Below are 23,172 nucleotides of genomic sequence, written 5' to 3' on the forward strand. Positions count from 1 at the left end.
ACGCCGGACGGGGGAGGCACGAGTGGATCTCGACGCGTACGCGGCGGAGCACGGCGCGCAGTGGCGTCGGCTGGAGCAGTTGACCGGCCGCCGTCGCCTGGACCCGGCCGAGGTCGACGAGCTGGTCACGCTCTACCAGCGGACCGCCACCCACCTCTCCACGCTGCGCAGCCGGGCACCCGAGCCGGCGCTTGTCGGGCGGCTCTCCCACCTGGTCCTCGCCGCCCGGGCCCGGATCACCGGGCGGCCCCGGCCGTCCTGGGCCTCGGCGCGCCGGTTCCTGCTGGCCGACCTGCCGGCCGCGCTCTACCGGGCCTGGCCATGGTGGTGCGGCGTCGCCACCGGGTTCAGCGCGCTCACCGCGTTCCTCATCTGGTTCGTCGCCGGCCACCCGGACAGCGCCGCCGCGTTCATCGGCGCCGAGTCGGCCCGGCAGCTCGTCGACTCCGGCTTCGCCGGCTACTACACCGAGTTCGCCGCGCCGACCTTCGCCTTCCACCTGTGGACGCACAACGCCTGGCTGGCCGCCCAGTGCCTGGCCGCCGGTGTGCTGGTGCTGCCGGTGTTCTGGCTGCTGTGGCAGAACGCGCTGAACATCGGCGTGGTGGGCGGCGTGATGATCTCCTACGACCGGGCCGACGTCTTCTTCGGCCTGATCACCCCGCACGGATTGCTGGAGCTGACCGGCATCCACATCGCCGCCGGGGTCGGCCTGCGCACCGCCTGGGCGTGGATCGCCCCGCCCGCCCACCTCGGTCGCGGCCGGGCGGTCGCCGAGGCCGGGCGGGCGGCCGTCGTGGTCGCCGTCGGACTGGTCGGGCTGTTCGCGGTGTCCGCGCTGCTGGAGGCGTTCGTCACGCCCGCGCCGGTGCCGACCGCCGCGCGGGTGGCGGCCGGCGCCACGGTGTGGGCGGCGTTCCTGGCCTACGCGCTGGTGCTCGGCCGGCGCGCGGTCAGAGCTGACCGAGCGACTTGAGCCGCAGATAGGTGTCGGCGACGGCGGGCGCGAGCCGGTCGGCCGGCACGTCCACCACTGTCACCCCGTGCCGGGACAGCGCGGCGCGCACCCGGTCCCGCTCGGCCAGCGCACGCCACGCCGAGGCGGCCGCGTACGGGTCGTCCGGGCCGGTCGGCGTCGCCGTGGCGAGCCCGGTCAGCACCGGGTCGTGGGCGGCCGCCAGCACCACCCGGTGCCGGGCCGCCAGCCGGGGCAGGACCGGCAGCAGCCCTTCCCGGATCGCGCCCGGGTCCAGGGCGGTGAAGAACACCAGCAGGCTGCGCCGCCGCTCCCGGCGCAGCACCTCGGCGGCGACCAGCTCGAAGTCGGTCTCGGCCAGCGCCGGCTGGAGCGGCGCCGTCGCCTCGACCACCCGGGTGAGCAGCGCCGGGCGGCCGCTGCCGGTCACCCGGGCCCGCACCGCGCTGTCCACGGCCAGCAGGTCGACCCGGTCGCCGGCCCGGGCCGCCAGCGCGGTGAGCAGCAACGCCGCGTCGATCGCGGTGTCCAGCCGGGGCTCGTCGCCGAGCCGGACCGCCGAGGTGCGCCCGGTGTCCAGCACGCACACGAGCCGCCGGTCCCGCTCCGGACGCCAGGTGCGGACCAGCACGTCCGCGCGGCGGGCGCTGGCCCGCCAGTCGATCGACCGGACGTCGTCGCCGACGGCGTACTCGCGCAGGGTGTCGAACTCGGTGCCGTGGCCGCGTCCGCGCGTCACCTGCACACCGTCGACGAGCCGTAGCCGGGCCAGCTTCTCCGGCAGGTGCCGGCGGGAGTCGAACCGGGGCAGCACCCGCAACGTCCACGGTGGCGTGGCGGGACGTTCGGCGCGCTGCCGGAAACCCAGCCGCATCGGCCCGAGCGAGCGTACGGTCAGCGCCACCGCCGGCCGGTCGCCGCGCCGGGTCGGGGTCAGGCGGACCGGCAGGGTCGCCGAGCCGCCCGGTGGGACGGTCAGCACCTCGTCCGCGGACCGTTCGGGCCGCGCCCCGGCCGACGGCACCCACCCGTCCCGCACCTGGGCGCGCAGCGGTCGGTCGGTGGGGTTCGCCAGGTGCAGGGTGACGGTGGCGGTGCCACCGAGCCGGACCGTCCGGTCGCCGTCGCGGCGCACGGCGAGGGCGTGCGGCGGGGCGGCCAGCGCCCGGTCGAGCGCCACCAGCAGCAGCACCGCGACGGTCAGCACGGCCACGCCGAGGAACGGCGCCGGCCAGGCCGGCAGCGTCGCGGCGCCGGCCGCGAGCAGCAGGCCCGCCCGCCAGGTCATCGCGGCGTCGGCACGGTGGCCAGCACCGAGTCCAGCACGCTGTCCACCGTGACGCCCTCCAGCTCCACCTCCGGCCGGGCCCGGAGCCGGTGCCGCAGCGTGGGGCGGGCGACGGCCTTCACGTCGTCAGGCGTGACGTGGTCGCGGCCGGCCAGCCAGGACCACGCCTTCGCGGTGGCGAGCAGCGCGGTGGCGCCCCGGGGCGACGCGCCCAGTTCCAGGGCGGGCGTGGACCGGGTGGCCCGGCAGAGGTCCACGATGTAGCCGAGCACCGGTTCGGCCACGTGCACCGCGTGCGCCTCGGCACGGGCGGCGGCGAGGTCGGCCGCGCCGGCCACCGGGCGTACGCCGGCGGCACGCAGGTCGCGGGGGTCGAAGCCGGCGTGGTGCGCCCGGAGCACGCCCAACTCCTCGTCGCGGCCCGGCAGCGGCACGGTCAGCTTGAGCAGGAAGCGGTCGAGCTGTGCCTCGGGCAGCGGATAGGTCCCCTCGTACTCGACCGGGTTCTGGGTGGCGGCGACGATGAACGGCTCGGGCAGCGGGCGGCGCTCGCCCTCGACGGACACCTGTCGTTCCTCCATCACCTCTAGCAGCGCCGACTGGGTCTTCGGCGGGGTCCGGTTGATCTCGTCGGCGAGGAGCAGGTTGGTGAAGACCGGGCCCTCGCGGAACGTGAACGCGGCGGTGCGCGGGTCGAAGATCAGCGAGCCGGTGACGTCGCCGGGCATCAGGTCGGGGGTGAACTGCACCCGCTTCGAGTCGAGGTCGAGCGCGGTGGCCAGGGTGCGCACCAGCAGCGTCTTGGCCACGCCGGGCACGCCCTCCAGCAGCACGTGCCCCCGGCAGAGCAGCGCGATCACCAGTCCGGTGACCACGGCGTCCTGCCCGACGACGGCCTTGCCCACCTCGGCGCGCAGCCGGTGCAGGGCGGCGCGGGCGTCCGACGGTGCGGTGGGCGACGCGGCGGCGATGACGGGTCCGGTCACCGGGGTTCTCCTTCGGTCGGATGCGGGGCCAGGGTACGGGTCAGCGTGTCCAGCTCACGGGCCAGCTCCAGCAGCTCCCGGTCGTTGTCCGGGACGGGGCCGTGCAGCAGCTCGGCGACCCGTTCCGGGTCGCCGCCGGACGCGGCGGCCACCCGGGCCGCCACCTCGTCGTCCGGCGCGTCGGCGGGCAGGTTGAGCCGGGGCAGGACACGGTCCAGCGTCGCGTCCCGCAGCGACCGGGCGACGGTGTCGCGGGCGCCCGCCCGGCGGTAGAGCCGGGCCCGGCCGCGCACCGTCTCGGCGGACCGGACGGTCACCGGCAGCGGCTCCGTCACCGGCGGACCGAGCCGGCGGGCCCGCCACAGGACCACCAGCAGCCCGGCCAGGGCGAGCTGCGCCAGGATCGCCCAGAACCAGGTCGGGAACGCCCCCCACAGCGGGTTGTCGGCGCGCGGCGGCGGATCCGTCCGCTCGGGTCGTGCCCGCGCGGTCCCGCTCGGCGCGGGCGCGCCGTCGATCTCGCGGGTCGGCGACGGGCCGGCGCTTGTCGGCGCGGGCTCCGGCGCGGGCAGGTCCAGCCACACCACCGGGCGTCCACCGCTCCCGAGCAGGCCGGTGGCGAGGTCCCGGTTGCCCCACTCGTCGATCCGGTCGTTGCGGAACGGGTCGCTGGCGCCCACCACCACGATTTCGACGTCGCCGGGGATCCGCAGCAGGGCGCCGCCGTAGCAGCTGTCGACGGGCTCCGGGCCGGCGTACCGCTGGTGGTCGACGGCGGCGGTGCCGGCGCGGACCGCCTCGGGCAGCCGGCACGGCGCGCCGTCGGCGTCCGGCGGCACCGCCCGGGCGGCCCAGCGGCGGGCGGCCGGCTCGACGGGCGTGCCCAGCTCCACGAGGGCTCGACGGGACGGCTCGACGAGCACCAGCCGGCTGCCGGGCGGCGACGCGGCCAGGGCGGCCAGGGTGGCCGGGCGCACCAGGTCGGGTGCGGGCACGAACAGCGTGCTCGGGCCCGCGCCGGCGATCCGCAGCGCGGCGGCGGTGTCGGTGGTCCGGCGCAGCGGCACACCCTGCGCGGCCAGCGCCTCGGCCAGCCGGCCGCCCCCGTCGTCGTCGGCGGCGACGGGGGAGAGGAAGCCCCGTTCGTCCGGGTCGGGCTGGTCCACCTCGTGCAGGACCAGGGTGGTCACGACCAGCAGCACGCCCAGCCCGACCGGGACCAGGATCCGGTGCCAGCGACGGCGCACCGGTGTCGGGGTGGCGGTCACCACGGTGCCTCCTCGCCGGTCAGCTCACGCCGCAGGTCGGCGGCGAGGGCGCGCATCCGCTGGTCGTGGCCGGCGGTGGCGGGGCGTTGCGCGTACCAGAGGTCGGAGAAGATCGAGGCGGCGTCGTGCAGGGTGGGCCGCAACGTCGGCCGGTTCCGGGCCGCCGCCTCGGTCACCTCGGTGACGGTCAGCCCGGCCCGTGGTTCGACCAGTTGCCGCGTGACCAGGAGCCGGATCATGTCGCGCAGCCGTTCCCGGACCGCCTCGGCGTACCGGCCCTCGGCGGCCAGCCGGTCGGCCGTCGCGGGCGCCACGGTCGGCGCGGTCGGCGCGGCCCGGGGGGCGGGCACGCGCGTCGCCGGCACGTCCGGCCGGCGGCGGGCGGGCCGGCGGATCCGGGGCATCCGGAGCCGGAGCCGGAAGCGGGGCGGTCGGAACCGGGGCAGTCGCGGCCGGCGGAGCCGGGGGAGCGAGAACCGGGGCAGCCGGCGGGGCACCCAGGCCGGGAAGGAGTGCCAGGCCAGGGCGGTGAGCAGCACGGCGGCCAGCAGGAGCAGCACGACCAGCGGCAGGGGCACCACGTCGCCGAGCGCGGCGACCCGCTCGGTCCACCACCGGCTCACCGGCGGGCCGCCAGCAGCACGGGCTCCGGTACGCCGGCCGGCGCCCGGGAGAGCCGGATGTCCAGCCCCTCGGTGCGGATCCGGGTCTCCAGGTGCAGCACCGCGTCCAGGCAGGCCAGCGCCGGGTAGGCGACCGTGTTCACGGCCGCCTGGGCGGCCACGGCCACCGGCAGCGCCCAGGCCGACACGTCGAACAGGCCCAGCAGCCCGAGGCCCCACGGGACGCCCAACCCGATGCCGAGCCGGACCAGCCACCACCCCAGGTAGCCGAGCAGCCGGACGGCGGCGGCGCGCCCGCCGACCCGGCCGGCCAGCCGGACCGCCCGCCCGGGGGCGCGGTGTGCCGGCACCCCGTCGAGCACCAGCACCGGCACGACGAGGCCGAGCAGCCCGTACGCCACGAACCAGGCGGGCCCGGCCAGCCCGGCGACGCCGACGGCCGACCCGACGAGCGCCGCGGCGAGCAGCGTCGCGCCCGGGCGGGCCTCGCGCAGCAGTTCCGACGGCGCGAGCCGGCGGCCGAGCAGCGCCGCGCCCCCGCCGCGCGCGGCCGGGTTGCCCAGCAGCGCGATGATCATGGCTTCGGTGGCCGCGCCGACCGCGAGCAGCAGCCAGTACCTGCCGAGCCCCGGCTCGCCGGTCGGCCACCAGCCCGGCGGGTGGGCGCCGGCCAGCACCCGCATCGGATGGAGCAGGACCTGCTCGGCGAGCACCAGCGGAACGGCGAGCGGCAGGAGCACCCGGGCCTGGTCACGCAGCAGCAGCACGGCGGAGTCCAGCAGCTCGCCGACGGTCAGCGGGCGGGGCGGGAGCACCGCGATCGGGCCGGCGTCGGACACGCGAACTCCTGGTCGGCGGGCAGCGGTGGCGGGCGGGGCGACACCCGGGGGATCATGGTTGCACGGCGGGTCCGCATCGGGTGGACCCGTCCGCCGTGGCGCGCCACGCTGGTGGGCACGCCGTCGGCTGTGGTGCGCGGGCGCGCTCGGCGCTACCGTGCCGGGAAGACTCCGACCTCCGACCGAACGGGGATGGAACGATAAACCCCATGAGAGCCCGCGTACTCGTGGTCGACGACGACCCCGCCCTTGCCGAGATGCTCGGCATCGTGCTGCGCAGTGAGGGCTTCGTGCCGTCCTTCGTCGCCGACGGGGAACGGGCCCTGGCCGCGTTCCGCGACAGCCGGCCCGACATCGTCCTGCTCGATCTGATGCTGCCCGGCATGAGCGGCATCGACGTGGCCCGGGCCATCCGGGCCGAGTCCGGCGTGCCCATCGTGATGCTGACCGCCAAGAGCGACACCGTCGACGTGGTGCTCGGGCTGGAGTCCGGCGCCGACGACTACGTGGTCAAGCCGTTCAAGCCCAAGGAGCTGGTGGCCCGGATGCGGGCCCGGCTGCGGCGCGGCGAGGACGTCGCGCCGGAGCTGCTGACCATCGGCCCGCCCGGCAACCAGATCACCATCGACGTGCCGGCGCACACGGTCAGCCGCGACGCCGAGGAGGTGAAGCTGACGCCGTTGGAGTTCGACCTGCTTGTCGCGCTCGCCCGCAAGCCGCGCCAGGTCTTCACCCGCGAGGTGCTGCTGGAGCAGGTGTGGGGCTACCGGCACGCCGCCGACACCCGGCTGGTCAACGTGCACGTGCAGCGGCTCCGCGCCAAGATCGAGCCGGATCCGGAGCGACCCGAAATCATCCTCACCGTTCGGGGCGTGGGCTACAAGGCGGGCACCGGATAACCTGGGCAGCACTGTGGTGACCGCCTCGCTGCCCGACCCGCCGACTGACGCGTCCCGCCGGCTGCACGCCGCGCGGGCGCTCTGGCGTGACCTCGCCGGCCGGTCGGCCCGGTTCGTCGCCGGCGTGCGCCAGGCCTGGCGGCGCTCGCTCCAGGTCCGCGTGGTCACCATCACACTCGTGGCGTCGAGTCTGCTGGTGGGCGGTTTCGCCTACCTGATCGCCGACAAGATCACCAACATCCTGCTGGAGAACGCCGAGACCGATGTCCGGTTGCGGCTGAGCAACGGCAGCGAATACGCCGCGAAGCAGTTCAACCTCTACAGCCAGCCGCAGGAGGCCCAGCTCCAGGACACCATCGACGGCACGGTCAACTACCTGGCCGGCGGCGACCCGACGCAGACCAGCGGCGTGGTGGTGGCGATCACCGCCGACAACTTCGCCGAGTTCATCGAGCCGCGGGTGTCACCGGACGTGCCGGTCCGCCCGGTGATCGGCGACCAACTTCGCAGGACCGTGGCGTCCGGCAAGGTGGCCCACCAGATCCGCACCGGCACGCTCGGCGGTGAACGCACGAAATACCTGGTCTACGGCTCCCCGGTGCCGACCAAGTTCGGGCAGGTCGAGCTCTACTACCTCGTACCCCTGGCCCGGCAGGACGCCACGGCCGCCGACGCCCGCGCCACGGTGGTCGCCACCGGTGTCGCGTTGGTGCTCCTGCTCGGCCTGCTGGCCGCCCTGGTCACCCGTCTGGTGGTCACCCCGGTCCGGGTCGCCGCGCGCACCGCGCAGCGGCTCTCCGCCGGGCTGCTCGACCAGCGCATGGTGGTCTCCGGCGAGGACGACCTGGCCCTGCTCGCCGCCTCGTTCAACCAGATGGCGACCAACCTGCAACGGCAGATCCTCCGGCTGGAGGAGATGTCCCGGCTGCAACGCCGGTTCACCTCGGACGTCTCGCACGAGCTGCGCACCCCGTTGACCACGGTCCGGATGGCGGCCGACCTGATCTTCACCGAGCGGGACGAGTTCGACCCGGCGGTGGCCCGCAGCGCCGAGCTGCTCCAGGCCGAGCTGGACCGGTTCGAGGAGCTGCTGACCGACCTGCTGGAGATCAGCCGGTTCGACGCCGGCTTCGCGGTGCTGGACAGCGAGCCGACCGACCTGGTCCCGGTGGTGCACCGGGTGACCGAGCGGCTGTCCGGGCTGGCCGAGCGGGTGGGGGTCACCATCGAGCTGGACCTGCCGGGCACGCCGGTGATCGCCGAGGTCGATCCGCGCCGCGTCGAGCGGGTGCTGCGCAACCTGGTCGGGAACGCCGTCGAGCACGGCGAGGCCAAGCCGGTGCGGATCACCCTGGGGATGGACCAGAGCGCGGTGGCGGTCACCGTGCGGGACCACGGCGTCGGCCTCAAGCCGGGCGAGGAGAAGCTGGTCTTCAACCGGTTCTGGCGCGCCGACCCGTCCCGGGCCCGCCAGACCGGCGGCACCGGCCTGGGCCTGTCGATCAGCCTGGAGGACGCCCGGCTGCACGGCGGCTGGCTGGAGGCGTGGGGCGCGCCGGGGCAGGGCGCCCAGTTCCGGCTGACCCTGCCGGCGCGGGCCGGTGACCGGCTCACCACCTCGCCGCTGCGGCTGGTGCCGGCCGACGCCACCCTGCCGTTCGGCGGGCCGCGCGACGGCGGCCTGCTCGCCATCGGCCCGGGCAGTGGCGCCGCGGCGCTCGCCGTCGGCCCGGCCGATCCCGCGCACGCCGAGGTGGCGCCGTGACCGCGCCGGGGCCGCGCGTCCGCCGCCTGGTGGTGGGGCTGCTCGCCGGCGTGCTGCTGCTCCCCGCCGGGTGCGGCATCCCGGCCGAGACCGACGTCCAGGTCGACGGCTCGGTGCCGGTCGCCGAGCCCGGCTCGCTCAACGGCCCCCCGGCCTCGCCGCCGGCGCCGACCGACAGCGACGAGCCGGTGCCGTTCATCGAGAACTACCTCCGGGCGGCGGCGGCCGGGGAGCGGGACCAGGCCTACACCCGGGCCCGCACGTTCCTCGCCGGCGAGGCCCGCGACCAACTCCCGGGCAAGCCGCAGACCAGCGAGATCGAGCTGACCGTGGTCCGGCTGCGGGCGAAGGAGAGCACCCCGCCGAACAACCAGGGCACCAGCACGGTCCGCCTCAAGGTGCAGCAGGTCGGCGTGCTGCGCGCCGACGGCACGCTCGGTCCGCCGGAGGCCACCGAGACCGAGTACGTCTTCGAGCTGCGCCGCGCCGAACCCCCCGGCAGCGGGTTGTTGATCACGCGACTGCCGAACGTGCTGCTGACCAGCGACGCGGCGCTGCGCGAGTTCTACCGCCAGCACAACGTCTACTTCTGGAACTCGGACCAGACCCGGCTGATCCCCGACCTGCGTTACCTGCCGGCGGTGCCGGCCGAGCGTCTCGTCACCGAGGTGGTGAAGTGGCTGGCCGGCGGCCCGTCCGACTGGCTGCAGTCCGGGGTGACCGGGCTGCCCGACCGGACCCGGCCGATCAACAACGCCACCGGCGGGGACTCCCAGTGGGAGGTCAACCTGGACATGCCCGGGGCCAACGAGGAGCGGTTGGCCCGGCTCGGCACCCAGTTGGCGTGGTCGTTGCCGGAGCTGACCGGCCAGCTCGACCTGAAGATCCAGAACCAGAAGCGGTTGAGCGTCGACCTGGAACGGGAGCGCGCCGACCACGACGCCTACCCGCGCGGCGCGGACCCGACGCGATTCAGCGTCTACGACGGCGTGATCCATCCCCTCGCGCTCGCCAGCGAACGGCGGGGCACCGTGCCGATCCCGGCGGCCGAGAACCGCAACGTCGTCTCCGCGTCGATCGCCCGCGCCGACGACCAGGTGCTCGCCGCGATGGTGGTGAACGGTCCGGACCGTCGCCTCCGCCTCAAGGTGGGCACCGGCCAGGACCCGGTGCCGGTGTTCACCAGCAGCGCGGCGTCGTTCCACACGATGAGCCAGCCCACCTGGCTGCGCTCGCTGGACCAGGCCCACCCGGCGGGTCTGGTGGCGGCCGACGGCAAGCTCTACCGGTTCGACGGGACGGCCGGGCTCAGCCCGGTCCCGCTCAACGTGGCCGGGAACGTGGTGGCGGTGGCCGGGTCGCTCGACGGCCACCGGATCGCGTTGGTCGGCGGCGGCGCGCTCTACGTCGCCCCGGTGAACGTCGACGGTGGCGTGGTCAGCCTGGGCCAACCGCGCCGGCTGCCGACGATGCTCACCGACGTCACCGCCGCCGACTGGATCTCGGAGGACCAGATCGTCCTCGCCGGCAACGACCCGGACCGGCGTCCGGTCATCCACCAGGTGAGCGTCGACGGCGGCTTCGACTCTCCGCTGAAGAACGACATCGGTTCGGTGGTGACGCAGCTCGTGGGATACCCGGGCAGCGGCGACCGGGGGCTGCCCGCGCTCTCCTTCATGTACGAGGCGAACGGCGCGGCCTACCAGAACAACCCGTTCGAGTTCATCAAGCGCCAGCAGGTGCTGGACCTGCCGCCGGGCAGCCGGGTGGTCAACCCGACCGCGCCGTTCTTCGTCTACTGAGGTCGCGGTGCCGGACCTGGGCGGGCTCTGGTCGGATCTGACCGATCTGGTGCTGCCGGCCGGGTGCGCCGGCTGCGCGGCCCGCGCGCCGGGTCTGCGGCAGGGCTTCTGCCCGCGCTGCGTGGGCGAGCTGGAGTCGTTGCGTCCCGGGCCGACCCGACCCGTTCCGGCCCCGCCCGGCCTGCCGCCGTGCGTGGCCCTCGGCCCGTACGCCGGGGCGTTGCGCGAGGGCCTGCTCGGGTACAAGGAGCGTGGCCGGCACGGGCTGGCCCGGCCGCTGGGCGCGTTGCTGGCCGAGGTGGTGGCCGTGGCGGTGGGTCAGCCGGGGCCGGTGACGCTGGTGGCGGTGCCGGACACCGCCCGGGCGGCCCGGGCGCGCTACGGCGACCACCTGGACCGGATGGTGCGTCACGCCGCGGCCCGGCTGCGCGCGGCCGGCTGGCCGGTACGCGTGCTGCGTCCGCTGCGGGCGTCGCCCCGGCCGGACTCGGTGGCGTTGGACAGCGCCGGTCGGGCCGCGGCGGCCGAGGCGGCGTTCCGGGTCCGCCGGCAGGCGTCGACCGGGCCGACCGGCACGGTGGTGCTGCTCGACGACATCGTCACCACCGGCGCGACGTTGGCGGCGGTGAGCCGGAAATTGCACGGCGTGGGAATGACGCCAAAGGTCGCGGCCGTGCTCGCCGCAACGCAAAAGCGGCAGCGGTGGTGACGCTTCGTGCATCCCTTTCACCCCATGGTGTATGAGGTGTTAAATTTCGCGACCGCTCTTGGCGACCGGGGGTGACTGCGGGCCGAACAGGAGTTAGCGTTTCGGTGTCGGGGGTAGTGAGGATCCACCCTTCCCCCGGCATTGGAAGGAGGCGTAGCCGAACACCACCGGTCGACGCCGAGCGGAGCTCTCCCAGGCGCGTCGTCCGGAAGATCTGGACCGAAACGACCGTCCGAACAAGGGAGGTCACGTGGACATCGTGGTCAAGGGCCGTAACGTCGAAGTGCCGGACCATTACCGGGTGCACGTAGCCGAAAAGCTCGCAAAGATCGAACGCTACGACCACAAGCTCATCCGCGTGGACGTCGAGTTGTTCCACGAGCGCAATCCGCGCCAGGCCGACCATTGCCAGCGGGTGGAGATCACCTGCGTCACGCGCGGTCCGGTGATCCGCGCCGAGGCCTGCACGAACGACTTCTACAGCGCGCTCGACGCCGCCATCGCCAAGCTGGACACCCGGTTCCGCCGGGCGGCCGACCGCCGCCGGGTGCACCGCGGGCGGCACGCGCCGCTCTCGGTGGCCGCCGCGACCGCCGGCCTGCCGGTGGCCGACCTGGACGGGCCCGGCCTGGCGTCGCTCGACGGGCACGGCACCGCCACCGCGGTGGCCGAACGCCCGGACCAGAGCGGCTACGCCGAGCCCGACGACCAGCCGTGGCACATCGCCCGGGAGAAGGTCCACCCCGCCGAGCCGATGACCGTCGACGACGCGCTGTTCCAGATGGAACTGGTCGGCCACGACTTCTACCTGTTCCTGGACAAGGAGTCCGGCCGCCCCAGCGTGGTCTACCGCCGCCGCGCGTACGACTACGGGATCATCTCGCTCGACACCTGACCCGTCGACCACCGGACCGGGGCCCTCGCGCGTTCGCGGGGGCCCCGCTCAGTCCCGGTCCGACGCCAGCCGGCCGAAGACCACCGAGTCGACGCGGGTGCCCTCCGTGCCGGGCATCCGCCCGCGCGACAACCCCTCCCGCCGGAAGCCGGCCCGTTCCAGCACCCGCTGCGAGGCGAGGTTCTCCACCCGGGTGCCGGCCCAGAGCCGGGCCACGCCGGCGTCGAACGCCCAGCCGGCGAGGAGCCGGACCGCGCGGGTGGCCAGCCCCCGGCCGCGGGCCTCGGGCAGCAGGCTGTAGCCCAGCGAGGCCTGGCCGGTGACCGGTTCGTCGTACCCCAGGGCGCAGCCGCCGACCAGGGCGCCGGTGGCCGCGTCCAGGACGGCCAGGTCGGCGGCGTCCCCGGCCAGCCAGTAGCCGGCCGCCAGCCGGCAGCGGCGCCCGATCGACTCCCGGTCCGGCGGCACCGGCGGCACCCGGTTCGCCACCACCTCCGGCAGCGTGTGCAGCCGGTGGAGCGCGTCGGCGTCCGCCGGCTCCAGCCGGCGCAGCGTGACCACCCCGTCGGTGAGCCGACCGCCGGGCAGATCCGGCAGCAGCCGGGCGGTCGGCCCGGGCGGGTCGTCGGCCAGCCGCACCCAGGCGACCAGGTCGTGACGTACGCCGTCGCGGGACGCGCTCGCCCCCCGACGGACGCCCTCGTACCGGTAGCCGCAGGCCAGCGCGGTCCGCTGGCTCGGCTCGTTCTCCCGGTGCGTGAGCAGTTCCAGCCGGGCCGCGCCGGCGGCGAGGGCGCGCTCGCCGAGCAACCGGGTGGCGGCCGTCGCCACGCCCCGCCCACGGGCCCACGGCGCCACCCAGTAGCCGATCTCGAAGTCCCCGCGCGCCGGGGCGAGGCGGGTCAGCCCGACGCCGCCGAGCAGCCGGTCGGTGTCCGGGTCGGCGATCGCGTACGCGCACCCGCCGGCGGCCCACACGGCCGGTTCGCCCTCGGCGATCCACCACCGGGCGCTGTCCGCGTCGTACGGCTCGGGCAGGGCGGGCAGGTAGCGCCGGGTCTCCGGGTCGGTGCAGCCGGCCACCAGATCCGGCGCGTCGGCCGACCGGGTGGGCCGCAGCCGGACCCCGTACCCCTCGACGGTCTCCGGGATCACCGCAGGTCCTGTGCCAGCAGGCCGCCGATCCACACGTCCTGCCGCTCGCCGCGGTGCGGGACGCCGCCGCGCAGCGTGCCCTCGACGGTGAAGCCGGCCTTCTCGGCGGCCCGGCGGGACGCGGTGTTGCCGACGTTGGCGCGCCACTCGACCCGGGCCAGGCCGAGCGTGGTGAAGCCCCAGGCGCAGAGCGCGGTGAGCGCGGCCGGCAGGTAGCCCCGGCCCCGCGCGTGCGGCGCGGTCATGAAGCCGACGTCGGCCACCAGCGGGTCGCCGGGGAGGATCCGCAGGTCGAGCGAGGCGACGTAGCGGTCCTCCGGGTCGGCCACCGCGAACATCGCGGCGGTGCCCCGGGCCCACGACGGCCGCACCAGGTCCCGCAGGTAGCCCTCGGCGTGTTCGGGCCGGTAGGGGTGCGGCACGGTGGTCCAGCGCACCGTCTCCTCGTCCTGGCAGGTGCGGGTCACCTCGGCCAGGTCCTTCTCCTCCAGCGCGCGCAACCGCAGCTCGGTGCCGCGGGCGTCGGCGAACAGGACGGGTTGCGGCCGGCCGAAGACCGCCGCCCGGCGGGCCTGGAGCGTGCCCGGGCCGTACGGCGCCGGAGCGCCCGGCGCGGCCAGCTCGGACGGCAGGAGGGAGCCGATCCACCCCTCCGGGCGGCCGTCGTCGGCCGGGTGGGCCAGCCGCAGTTCACCCTCGACCCGGAAACCGGCGCGCAGCGCGACCAGTCGGGAGGCGTGGTTGCCGATCTCGGCCTGCCAGGTGAGCCGGCGCAGCGCGAGCGCGTCGAACGCCCAGCGGGCGACGGCCCGGGTGGCGCGCACCGCGACCCCCCGCCCGCGCGCCCACGGCGCGGTCCAGTAGCCCACCTCGGCCGAGTCGAGCGCGCGGTCGACGGAGACCAGGCTGCACGAGGCGAGCAGCTCCCCGGTCGCGGCGTCGCAGACCGCGAACGGCGCCCCGGTGTCCTGCGCCCAGGCCGTCGCGCTGATCGTGGTGACGAACGTGAGGGCGTGTTCGGGCAGGTACGGGCGAGGTACGGTGGTCCAGCGCTGAATGTCCGGGTCCTGGCAGGCGCGGTGCACCTCGTCGGCGTCCTCCGCCCGCCAGGGACGCAGCAACAGCCCGTCCTCGATGATCTCCACAGGCTCCATCCGAGCCATCGTGCCGGATCGTTCGCGGACGGCGTAACCCGATCGGCGGCCGGGAGCACCCGGTCGCGGTGTTATGTCGGGTTCGCGGGTCCGGACCGCCGCCACCAGTGACCATCGCCGCGCCGGAGCGCCTACGATGGTTCGAGACCGTCTAGGGGAGCGTTGATCCGTGTCGATTCTGGAAAAGGTCCTTCGCGCCGGCGAGGGCCGCATGGTGCGTCGGCTGAAGGCCATCGCGGCCGCCGTCAACTCGATCGAGGACGACTACGTCAACCTCAGCGACGACGAGCTGCGCGGCATGACCGACCAGTTCAAGGAGCGGCTCGCCGACGGCGAGACCCTCGACGACCTGCTGCCCGAGGCGTTCGCGGTGTGCCGCGAGGCTGCCTCCCGGGTGCTCGGCCAGCGGCCCTACGACGTCCAGGTGATGGGCGGCGCGGCGCTGCACTTCGGCAACATCGCCGAGATGAAGACCGGTGAGGGCAAGACGCTCACCTCGGTCATGCCGGTCTACCTGAACGCGCTCGCCGGCAAGGGCGTGCACGTGATCACGGTGAACGACTACCTGGCCGAGCGCGACGCCGCCTGGATGGGCCGGGTGCACGAGTTCCTCGGCCTCGACGTCGGCGTGGTGCTGCCCAACCGGCCCGCCACCGAGCACCGCGCGGCCTACGAGTGCGACATCACCTACGGCACCAACAACGAGTTCGGCTTCGACTACCTGCGCGACAACATGGCGTGGTCGAAGGAGGAGCTGGTCCAGCGCGGCCACTTCTTCGCGGTGGTCGACGAGGTCGACTCGATCCTCATCGACGAGGCCCGGACCCCGTTGATCATCTCCGGTCCGGCCGAGCACTCCGCCCGGTGGTACCAGGAGTTCGCCACCGTGGTGGCCCGCCTCCAGCCCGGCACCGACGGCGAGGGCGACTACGAGGTCGACTACGCCAAGCGCACCATCGCGGTGACCGAGCGCGGCGTGGCCCGCGTGGAGGACCGGCTCGGCATCGACAACCTCTACGAGTCGGTCAACACGCCGCTGGTCGGCTACCTCAACAACGCGATCAAGGCCAAGGAGCTCTACAAGCGCGACAAGGACTACATCGTCAGCGACGGCGAGGTCCTGATCGTCGACGAGTTCACCGGCCGCATCCTGCACGGCCGCCGCTACAACGAGGGCATGCACCAGGCGATCGAGGCCAAGGAGGGGGTGGAGATCAAGCAGGAGAACCAGACCCTGGCCACCATCACCCTCCAGAACTACTTCCGCCTCTACGAGAAGCTCTCCGGCATGACCGGCACCGCCCAGACCGAGGCGGGCGAGTTCAACAAGGTCTACAAGGTCGGCGTCGTGACCATCCCGACGCACCGGCCGATGGTCCGGATGGACCGGCCCGACGTCATCTACAAGACCGAGAAGGCCAAGTTCAACGCCGTCGTCGAGGACATCGCCGAGCGGCACGAGCAGGGCCAGCCGGTGCTGGTCGGCACCGTCTCGGTGGAGAACTCCGAGATCCTGTCGCACATGCTGCGCCGCCGCGGCATCCCGCACTCGGTGTTGAACGCCAAGTTCCACGCCAAGGAGGCGGAGATCGTCGCCCAGGCCGGGCGCAAGGGCGCGGTCACCGTCGCCACCAACATGGCCGGCCGGGGCACCGACATCCTGCTCGGCGGCAACGCCGAGTTCCTCGCCGCCAACGAACTCCGCCAGCGCGGCCTCGACCCGGTCGAGCAGCCGGAGGAGTACGCCAAGGCGATGGAGGAGATCCTCCCGACCTGGAAGCAGGCCTGCGACTCCGAGGCGGAGGAGGTCGCCGCCGCCGGTGGCCTCTACGTGCTGGGCACCGAGCGGCACGAGTCCCGCCGGATCGACAACCAGTTGCGCGGTCGCGCCGGCCGGCAGGGCGACCCGGGCGAGTCCCGCTTCTACCTGTCCCTGCAGGACGAGCTGATGAAGCGGTTCCGGGCCGGCGCGGTCGAGGCCGTGATGGACCGCTTCAACATCCCGGAGGACGTGCCCATCGAGTCGAAGATGGTCACCCGCCAGATCAAGAGCGCGCAGGCCCAGATCGAGGGCCAGAACGCCGAGATCCGGAAGAACGTCCTGAAGTACGACGAGGTGCTGAACAAGCAGCGCCAGGTGGTCTACGCCGAGCGCCTCCGGGTGCTCAACGGCGAGGACCTCTCCGACCAGGTCCGCAACATGATCGACGACACGGTCGCCGCGTACGTGGTCGGCGCGACGAGCGACGGCTACGCCGAGGACTGGGATCTCGACCAGCTCTGGTCCAGCCTCAAGCAGCTCTACCCGGTCGGCGTCACGATCGAGGAGCTGGAGGAGGAGGTCGGCTCCCGCGCCGGCCTCGACCAGGACTTCCTGCTCGCCCGCCTCAAGGAGGACGCGAACGCCGCCTACGACCGGCGGGAGGAGCAGCTCGGCGAGGAGGCGGTCCGCCAGCTCGAGCGGATGGTCCTGCTCCAGGTGATCGACCGCAAGTGGCGCGAGCACCTCTACGAGATGGACTACCTCCAGGAGGGCATCAGCCTGCGGGCGTACGCCCAGCGTGACCCGGTCATCGAGTACCAGCGCGAGGGCTTCGACATGTTCGCCACCATGATGGACGGCATCAAGGAGGAGACGGTCGGCTTCCTCTACAACCTGGAGGTGCAGGTCGAGGAGGCCGAGCCGGAGGCCGAGGAGGAGGTGCAGCTACTGGAGAAGCCGGTGGAGATCCGGGCCAAGGGTCTCAACCGCACCCCGCAGCAGCAGGGCCTGCAATACTCCGCGCCGGCCGTCGACGGTGAGGCCGGACGCGGCGCGCCGGTGATCGAGCGGGCCGAGCAGCAGGCGCCGGCGCTGGGCATCGGCCAGCCCTCCTCGGAGCGTCCCGCCGGCTCGGGACCGCGCCGCGCACCGGCCGGGGCGAGCGGTCAGGCGGTCGCCGCGAGCACCGCCCGGCGAGCCGCGGCACCCCAGGTCGACGGCGGCGAGGGTCCGTCCCGGAACGCGCCCTGCCCGTGCGGCTCCGGCCGCAAGTACAAGCGCTGCCACGGCTCGCCCACCGGCGGCTGACCTCCACGCATCGCCCGACGGGCCCCGGCCACCGGCCGGGGCCCGTTCGCGTACCCACCCCCGCCCACACCGCGGATTCGAAACGCGGGTGACCAGGGACTTCACGTCGCCGGCGGAGATCGGTTCCGACACGAACTCCTTGATCGCGCCGACGAGAACCCTTCGGGGGCGGTTAGAGGACGGTGAGGACGAGGCAGAGCCAGGTGCCTCGGCGGTGTTCCAGGCGGACGGCGATCGCCCAACTGGTGCCGCCGGCGCCGGTGAACACGGCGGTGGCCTCGACCGCGCCGGCCCGGGGTTCACAGACGCGTAGGCGGCGCAGGTGCAGGGCCGGTCGGGCGGCGCGGCGGCGGACCGGGGTGACCCGGCGGGCCGCCCGGGTGAACTCGGCCGACACCTGGGCGGCTGTCTCGGGTACACAGAGCGGCCGGAGCTGCCCGGGCGGCCGGAAGCCGTTGACGATCTCCAGGAACGTGCGGACGAACCGGTGGGCCGCTCGGGCGGCCTCGGGCGAGGCGGTGGCGAGGACAAGGGTCGGCGGTCCGTCGGGCGCCTGGCCGCCCGACGCGCCGCTGCCGAACCCGCCGCCTCCGATCGCGCCGCCGCCTCCGGCCGCGCCGCTGCCGAGGTCGCCGCCTCGGGTCGAGCCGCTGGCGAGGCCGCCGCCTCCGGTCGGGACACCGCCGACGCCACCGCCGCCGCCCGTCGTGGAGAGGCCCGTCGTGCCGTCGACGGTCGTGCCGCGAATCGCCGTGCCGCCGCCGGCCGGGCCGAAGCCGGCAATGCGGTCGGCGGACGGGCCGGAGGCCGGCGGGCGGGGCCGGCCGAGAGGGTGGTCGGCCGCCCGGCCCGGTGGCCGGTTGGGGTCGCGGTGGCGCGGCTCGATCAGGTCGAGGGCGAGCTGACCGTGGCTCCAGATCGGGTCGTCGTCGGTGCAGGGCGGGTCGAGTGGCGGGGCGGGCCGGAGCCGGACCGGTGGACGCGGTGATCGGGGACGGCGGGTGTCGACCATGTCAGCCCTCGAATCCTTGCGTTTGCCTTCGTTTACCTGTGACCAGTCCTCATTTTCGGGTAGGGCGGTGGGCGGCGTCAATGGCCGACGGTCAACGCGGGCTCACTCCCCGTCGCGCTCGCCCAAGGGGTTGCCGCGCACCCACTCGGCGGTCTCGGCGTACTTGCGCTCGATGTATTCCTCGAGACGGGAGCGCTCGACCCGCCACTGGCCCCGGCCGCCGATCTTGATCGCGGGCAGCTCGCCGCTGCGCACCATGTGGTAGACCTGCGAGTCCGAGACGTTCAGCTCGGCGGCGACGTCGGACAGCAGCAGGAACCTCGACTCCACGGTGACTCCCGGGGTTGACTTCGTTTGCCTCAGTTTGCCATCAACGGGTGACACCGCCGAGTCCCGCTTCGGTGGACACACCGCCGGGGAGCTTCTCCCGGGCGGGTGCCGGGTGTATGACGGTCTCGGCGTACGGCATGATCGGCGCCCGGAGCCGGCACCCGCCGGCCGGCGGCGGAGAGTGCGGGGAGAGACCGGTGACCGACGAGCTTGTCCGGGTGTACCTGCCGGGGACCGTACCGATGCTCGCCCGGCTGCGGGACGAGGGCCTGACCGTCGAGGCCGCCCACGCGGTCACCCCGGAGCTGCGCGAGTGGTACGCCGAGGGCGACGAGGAGGAGCTGGAGTACGTGGCCTTCACCCGGGCCGCCCAGGACGCGCTGCTCCTCCTGCGGGCCGATCCCGCCGCTCCACGGCGGCGGGTGGTGGTCTCGGCCGACCTGCCCGCCCGCGCGGTGGGCCGGGGCGACGGCGAGCTGGGCTCCAGCGTGATCCGGCCGGCCGGGCCGGTGCCGGTGAGGTCGATCGCGGCGATCCACGTGGACGGCGCGGAGGCGGTCGAGGACGTGGCCGCCGCCGTCGACGTGGTGGCGGAGGCGCAGGCCGGCGACCCGGACGCCCAGTTCACCGTGGACGGCGTCGAGGACCACGAGTTGGAGTGGTACGACGTGACCGAGCTGGACCTGCTGCTGCGCGAGGTCGGCTGAGGCGACAGGCTTCAGGCCGCCGGCTCGTCGTCGTCGGCGTCGGCCCGCGGGCCGAGCGTGCGCCCGAAGGCGATGAGCGTGGTGAGCGCGCCCACGAAGAGCACCCAGATCCCGTTGTCCACCCGGGAGGTGCCCAGCGCGGTCTGCGCCACCTGGTCGGCCTCGCTGAGCGCGGCGGCCAGGTCGAGCAGCCCGCGCCCACCGATCCGGATGATCACCTCGGTGAGCAGCAGGAGCAGCCCGGCCCCGGCGCCGGCCACCAGGTACGCCGGCCAGCGCAGCGGCGTCGCCGCCCCGTCGCGGCGTTCGGCCCGGCGGCGCGACCAGGTCACGTAGAGGTAGGCGACCAGGCCGGCGATCAGGCCGGCGAGCAGCGACTCGGTGCGGGACACCCACTTGGCGGCGTCGAGCACCGACTGCTGCGTGTCCCCGGCGCCGAACAGGTCGGAGAGCGGGTCCCGGGCCCGGCTGAACAGCACCACGAAGAGTTGCGCGGCGAGCGTGGCGGCGGCGATCGCGGCCACCACCCGCGCCTGGCGCGCGCCGGCCGTCGCCCCGCCGATGATCGCGGCAGCCGCCGTGGTGCCGGCGATGGTGTTGGTGGTGGCGTTGTCGGCGTACGTCAGGTTGATCGCCACGGCGGCGGCGAGCCCGACCAGCAGGCCGGCGCCGACGGTGGCCAGGAAGCGCAGGGAGGTGCGGCCGAGCCGGTTGGTGGCGGCGAGCGCGACCGCCGCGCCGGTGACCAGCGCCGCGGTGATCACACCGGGGAGCGCGTAGGCGGAGAGGCTGATCGCGGTGACCCCGGCCGCGGTCGAGGTGATCGCCTCCCGGGTGGACCAGAGCATGGCCGCCAGCCAGGCCAGCGACAGCACGGCCAGCGGCAGCGCGCCGGGGGCGTACCCCGGTCGGCCGGCTGCCGGGGCAGCCAGGTCGGCGGCGGTCGGCTCGGCGGCCTCGGGCCGGTCCGGCTCCGCGGCGGTGGAGCTGCCGGACTGGTTGCTCATCGTCTCCCCTTCGACGGACGCCAGGTCACCGACCAACCAGCGTACGCGTCGCGGCCCGCCCCGCCCGGCGGGCCGGGCCCGACGGGACGGCAGGGGAGGGGGCCGACGATTCGTCGACGTCGCACGCCCGGTGCCGATGTTCCGTCGGTCCCGGACAGCAATCTGCCGAAGGTCCGGAGTGCGGCGCTGTGTCCGGTGTTCGCGGCCCGCGCCGGGGAGCCCGGGTGGCGGCCCGGGTCGCGTGAAAGAATCGGCGCAGGTCCCGCCGCCGCGACCGGTCCGCCGCGCGGTGTCCGGCACCCGGCCGCCCGGCCGGCGCCGCGGGTCCGGTTTCGCCATCGCCGTCGAGATCGCACAGGAGCCTGTGATGGACGCCGTCTTCTCCGTCCCCGAGCCGCGCAACGAGCCGGTCCACACCTACGAGCCCGGCAGCGCCGACCGGGAGCGGCTCCAGCGGCGGTTGGCCGAGCTGGCCGCCGAGCGGATCGAGCTGCCGATGACCATCGCCGGCGAGCAGCGGATGGCCGGCGGCGAGTCGATCGACGTGGTCCAGCCGCACAAGCACGCGCACGTGCTCGGCGTGACCGGGCACGCCACCCACGACGACGCGCGGGCCGCGGTCAAGGCCGCGAAGGACGCCGCGCCGATGTGGCGGGCGCTGCCGTTCGAGGAGCGCGCCGCGATCTTCCTGCGCGCCGCCGACCTGCTGGCCGGCCCCTGGCGGGACACGCTCAACGCGGCCACCATGCTCGGCCAGTCCAAGACCGCCGTGCAGGCCGAGATCGACGCCGCCTGCGAGCTGATCGACTTCCTCCGCTTCAACGTGCACTTCGCCCGCCGGCTCCTGGCCGAGCAGCCGATGTCCTCGCCCGGTGTGTGGAACCGCTTCGACCACCGGCCGCTGGAGGGCTTCGTCTACGCGGTCACCCCGTTCAACTTCACCGCCATCGCCGGCAACCTGCCGTCCGCGCCGGCCATGCTCGGCAACACGGTGGTCTGGAAGCCGGGCCCGACCCAGCAGTTCGCCGCGCACTTCACCATGCGGCTGTTCGAGGCGGCCGGCCTGCCGCCCGGCGTGATCAACATGGTCACCGGGCGCGGCGAGGAGGTCTCCGACGTGGTGCTCGCCGACCCGGATCTGGCGGGCATCCACTTCACCGGCTCCACCAAGGTCTTCCAGCAGCTCTGGCGGACCGTCGGCGACAACATCGCCCGCTACCGGGGCTACCCCCGGCTGGTCGGCGAGACCGGTGGTAAGGACTTCGTGGTGGCGCACATGAGCGCCGACGTGGACGCGCTGCACACCGCGCTGCTGCGGGGCGCCTACGAGTACCAGGGGCAGAAGTGCTCGGCCGCCTCGCGGGCGTACGTGCCGCGGTCGATCTGGGAGGCCGGCCTGCGGGACCGGCTCGCCGCCTCCGCGGACGCGCTGACCTACGGCGACGTGACCGACTTCAGCAACTTCGGCGGCGCGGTGATCGACGACAGGGCGTTCGGCCGGCACACCGCCGCGCTGGAGCTGATCAAGGGCGACGACAGCTGCCGGGTGCTGGCCGGCGGCACCGCCGACGACTCGGTCGGATACTTCGTCCGGCCGACGCTCTTCGAGTGCTCGGACGCCGCGCACGAGACGTTCACCACCGAGTACTTCGGCCCGATCCTCGGCGTGCACGTCTTCGACGACGCCCGCTTCGACGAGGTGGTCGCCCAGGCCGAGTCGATCGCCCCGTACGCGCTGACCGGGTCGATCTTCGCGAACGACCGCCGGGTGGTCGACCGGGTGGCGGAGCAGATGCGGTACGCGGCAGGCAACTTCTACGTCAACGACAAGCCGACCGGCGCGGTGGTCGGGCAGCAGCCGTTCGGCGGGGCCCGGGCCAGCGGCACCAACGACAAGGCCGGCTCCTGGCACAACCTGGTCCGCTGGACGTCGCCCCGGACGATCAAGGAGACGTTCGTCCCGCCGACCGACCACACCTACCCGCACATGGGCTGAGCCGTACGGAGGGGGCCCGTCTCGACCGCGAGGCGGGCCTCTTCCCTACCCGACAGTGCACTTCGGACCGCCTAGGAGTGGCGAAAACGGCAAATCCTGGACGCCAGAGCCGACAAAGTGGCAGCTTAGAGGGCATGGCGGAATCCGGAGTCAACCCGACGGCGGCGGCCCTGCTGGGCCTGCTGCACGACGGCCCGATGACTGGCGGTCAGTTGATGGCCGCCGCCGAGCGCCGGCTGGCGCCGTACTGGTCGATGACCCGCAGTCAGGTCTACCGGGAACTCCCGGTCCTGGCGGAGAAGGGTCTGGTGCGGCTCGGCAAGCCCGGGCCGCGGATGAGCCAGCCGTACGCGCTGACGGCGGCCGGGAAACGGACATTCTCCCGCTGGTTGGCGGAGAATCCCGGCAAGGACACCATCCGTAACCCGATCGCGCTGCGGATGGCGTTCGGCAACCTGCACTCGTCGAGCCAGCTCAAGAACCTGTACGCCTCGGCGAACGAATACCACACCGAGGCGCTGGCCACGGTGCGGGAGCAGGTCAAGAACGCCAAGAAGGAGGGCGACAGCTACGACGCCAGCGCGCTGGAGTTCGCGGTCGCCTACCACAAGGCGGCGCTGTCCTGGCTGAAGACCGCGCCGGTCGGCTGACCACCTGCGTGAGGTTGACGGACCGACGCAGTACTGTTGTC

General features: G+C 74.3%; 20 protein-coding genes. 10 read left to right on the plus strand and 10 right to left on the minus strand.

Annotated features, from left to right (window positions below):
* The first annotated feature begins 22 nt into the window (after positions 1–22).
* Positions 23–976, plus strand: coding sequence for a stage II sporulation protein M (locus tag ACIA5A_RS20415; RefSeq protein WP_396764435.1), 954 nt, complete (start codon positions 23–25; stop codon positions 974–976).
* Here the strand turns inward: ACIA5A_RS20415 and ACIA5A_RS20420 are convergent.
* The 5 genes from ACIA5A_RS20420 to ACIA5A_RS20440 are packed head-to-tail and all read right to left on the minus strand — an operon-like array spanning position 954 to position 5,980.
* The gene (locus ACIA5A_RS20420; RefSeq protein ID WP_396764438.1) at positions 954–2,264 is read right to left on the minus strand and encodes a DUF58 domain-containing protein; all 1,311 of its coding nucleotides are present in this window, start codon (positions 2,262–2,264) and stop codon (positions 954–956) included. The two genes, ACIA5A_RS20415 and ACIA5A_RS20420, sit on opposite strands and share 23 nt — an antisense overlap.
* A complete protein-coding gene (locus ACIA5A_RS20425) occupies positions 2,261–3,250 on the minus strand; it encodes an AAA family ATPase (RefSeq protein ID WP_396764441.1) in 990 nt (329 codons plus the stop codon). Before ACIA5A_RS20425 ends, ACIA5A_RS20420 begins: the two co-directional genes overlap by 4 nt.
* Positions 3,247–4,521: a DUF4350 domain-containing protein gene (locus tag ACIA5A_RS20430; protein ID WP_396764444.1), complete on the minus strand. Its 1,275-nt coding sequence runs from the start codon at positions 4,519–4,521 to the stop codon at positions 3,247–3,249. The genes ACIA5A_RS20425 and ACIA5A_RS20430 overlap by 4 nt, the downstream gene beginning before the upstream one ends.
* Positions 4,515–5,141: a DUF4129 domain-containing protein gene (locus ACIA5A_RS20435; RefSeq protein ID WP_396764447.1), complete on the minus strand. Its 627-nt coding sequence runs from the start codon at positions 5,139–5,141 to the stop codon at positions 4,515–4,517. The genes ACIA5A_RS20430 and ACIA5A_RS20435 overlap by 7 nt, the downstream gene beginning before the upstream one ends.
* Positions 5,138–5,980, minus strand: coding sequence for a hypothetical protein (locus ACIA5A_RS20440; RefSeq protein WP_396764450.1), 843 nt, complete (start codon positions 5,978–5,980; stop codon positions 5,138–5,140). Before ACIA5A_RS20440 ends, ACIA5A_RS20435 begins: the two co-directional genes overlap by 4 nt.
* Before the next feature lie 209 nt (positions 5,981–6,189).
* Here ACIA5A_RS20440 and mtrA point away from each other — a divergent pair, with 209 nt between their 5' ends.
* From mtrA to hpf, 5 genes are all read left to right on the plus strand, one after another.
* Positions 6,190–6,879 carry an MtrAB system response regulator MtrA gene (gene mtrA, locus ACIA5A_RS20445; RefSeq protein ID WP_091060316.1) on the plus strand — a complete coding sequence of 230 codons (690 nt, stop codon included), beginning with the start codon at positions 6,190–6,192 and terminating at the stop codon, positions 6,877–6,879.
* Positions 6,880–6,895: 16 nt separating this feature from the next.
* The gene (gene mtrB, locus ACIA5A_RS20450) at positions 6,896–8,644 is read left to right on the plus strand and encodes an MtrAB system histidine kinase MtrB (protein ID WP_396764467.1); all 1,749 of its coding nucleotides are present in this window, start codon (positions 6,896–6,898) and stop codon (positions 8,642–8,644) included.
* A complete protein-coding gene (locus tag ACIA5A_RS20455; RefSeq protein ID WP_396764470.1) occupies positions 8,641–10,446 on the plus strand; it encodes an LpqB family beta-propeller domain-containing protein in 1,806 nt (601 codons plus the stop codon). Before mtrB ends, ACIA5A_RS20455 begins: the two co-directional genes overlap by 4 nt.
* A 49-nt stretch (positions 10,447–10,495) precedes the next feature.
* On the plus strand, positions 10,496–11,155 hold the full coding sequence (locus ACIA5A_RS20460) for a ComF family protein (protein WP_396764570.1): 660 nt from the start codon (positions 10,496–10,498) through the stop codon (positions 11,153–11,155).
* 250 nt (positions 11,156–11,405) lie between these two features.
* Positions 11,406–12,050: a ribosome hibernation-promoting factor, HPF/YfiA family gene (gene hpf / locus ACIA5A_RS20465; protein WP_396764473.1), complete on the plus strand. Its 645-nt coding sequence runs from the start codon at positions 11,406–11,408 to the stop codon at positions 12,048–12,050.
* A 48-nt stretch (positions 12,051–12,098) separates the two neighbouring features.
* Here hpf and ACIA5A_RS20470 read toward each other — a convergent pair whose 3' ends face one another.
* Both ACIA5A_RS20470 and ACIA5A_RS20475 read right to left on the minus strand, forming a co-directional pair.
* Positions 12,099–13,205, minus strand: coding sequence for a GNAT family N-acetyltransferase (locus tag ACIA5A_RS20470; RefSeq protein WP_396764476.1), 1,107 nt, complete (start codon positions 13,203–13,205; stop codon positions 12,099–12,101).
* The gene (locus ACIA5A_RS20475) at positions 13,202–14,359 is read right to left on the minus strand and encodes a GNAT family N-acetyltransferase (RefSeq protein ID WP_396764479.1); all 1,158 of its coding nucleotides are present in this window, start codon (positions 14,357–14,359) and stop codon (positions 13,202–13,204) included. Before ACIA5A_RS20475 ends, ACIA5A_RS20470 begins: the two co-directional genes overlap by 4 nt.
* A 169-nt stretch (positions 14,360–14,528) precedes the next feature.
* Between ACIA5A_RS20475 and secA the strand changes: the two genes are divergently transcribed.
* Positions 14,529–17,429: a preprotein translocase subunit SecA gene (gene secA / locus ACIA5A_RS20480; protein ID WP_396764482.1), complete on the plus strand. Its 2,901-nt coding sequence runs from the start codon at positions 14,529–14,531 to the stop codon at positions 17,427–17,429.
* 172 nt (positions 17,430–17,601) lie between these two features.
* Here secA and ACIA5A_RS20485 read toward each other — a convergent pair whose 3' ends face one another.
* On the minus strand, positions 17,602–18,441 hold the full coding sequence (locus ACIA5A_RS20485; protein ID WP_396764484.1) for an Rv3235 family protein: 840 nt from the start codon (positions 18,439–18,441) through the stop codon (positions 17,602–17,604).
* 102 nt (positions 18,442–18,543) lie between these two features.
* Complete coding sequence (locus ACIA5A_RS20490; protein WP_396764487.1) at positions 18,544–18,771, minus strand: helix-turn-helix domain-containing protein; 228 nt, start codon at positions 18,769–18,771, stop codon at positions 18,544–18,546.
* Between the two features lie 197 nt (positions 18,772–18,968).
* Here ACIA5A_RS20490 and ACIA5A_RS20495 point away from each other — a divergent pair, with 197 nt between their 5' ends.
* A complete protein-coding gene (locus ACIA5A_RS20495) occupies positions 18,969–19,478 on the plus strand; it encodes a DUF6912 family protein (protein ID WP_396764489.1) in 510 nt (169 codons plus the stop codon).
* A gap of 11 nt (positions 19,479–19,489) precedes the next feature.
* Here the strand turns inward: ACIA5A_RS20495 and ACIA5A_RS20500 are convergent, their stop codons facing one another.
* Positions 19,490–20,485 (minus strand): hypothetical protein, encoded by a 996-nt coding sequence (locus ACIA5A_RS20500; RefSeq protein WP_396764492.1) that lies wholly within the window; start codon positions 20,483–20,485, stop codon positions 19,490–19,492.
* Between the two features lie 367 nt (positions 20,486–20,852).
* Here ACIA5A_RS20500 and pruA point away from each other — a divergent pair, with 367 nt between their 5' ends.
* Positions 20,853–22,481, plus strand: coding sequence for an L-glutamate gamma-semialdehyde dehydrogenase (pruA, locus tag ACIA5A_RS20505; protein WP_396764495.1), 1,629 nt, complete (start codon positions 20,853–20,855; stop codon positions 22,479–22,481).
* A 134-nt stretch (positions 22,482–22,615) separates the two neighbouring features.
* Positions 22,616–23,131, plus strand: coding sequence for a PadR family transcriptional regulator (locus tag ACIA5A_RS20510; protein ID WP_396764497.1), 516 nt, complete (start codon positions 22,616–22,618; stop codon positions 23,129–23,131).
* Positions 23,132–23,172: the final 41 nt, after the last annotated feature.

Source organism: Micromonospora sp. NPDC051300 (assembly GCF_044455315.1).
In the GTDB taxonomy this organism is placed as follows: domain Bacteria; phylum Actinomycetota; class Actinomycetes; order Mycobacteriales; family Micromonosporaceae; genus Micromonospora; species Micromonospora robiginosa.

Coding starts and splice junctions, on each gene's coding strand:
- ACIA5A_RS20420 (WP_396764438.1), bottom strand. CDS start 2,264: ATGACCTGGCGGGCGGGCCTGCTGCTCGCGGCCGGCGCCGCGACGCTG.
- mtrA (WP_091060316.1), top strand. CDS start 6,190: ATGAGAGCCCGCGTACTCGTGGTCGACGACGACCCCGCCCTTGCCGAG.
- ACIA5A_RS20475 (WP_396764479.1), bottom strand. CDS start 14,359: ATGGAGCCTGTGGAGATCATCGAGGACGGGCTGTTGCTGCGTCCCTGG.
- ACIA5A_RS20485 (WP_396764484.1), bottom strand. CDS start 18,441: ATGGTCGACACCCGCCGTCCCCGATCACCGCGTCCACCGGTCCGGCTC.
- ACIA5A_RS20500 (WP_396764492.1), bottom strand. CDS start 20,485: ATGAGCAACCAGTCCGGCAGCTCCACCGCCGCGGAGCCGGACCGGCCC.
- pruA (WP_396764495.1), top strand. CDS start 20,853: ATGGACGCCGTCTTCTCCGTCCCCGAGCCGCGCAACGAGCCGGTCCAC.
- ACIA5A_RS20510 (WP_396764497.1), top strand. CDS start 22,616: ATGGCGGAATCCGGAGTCAACCCGACGGCGGCGGCCCTGCTGGGCCTG.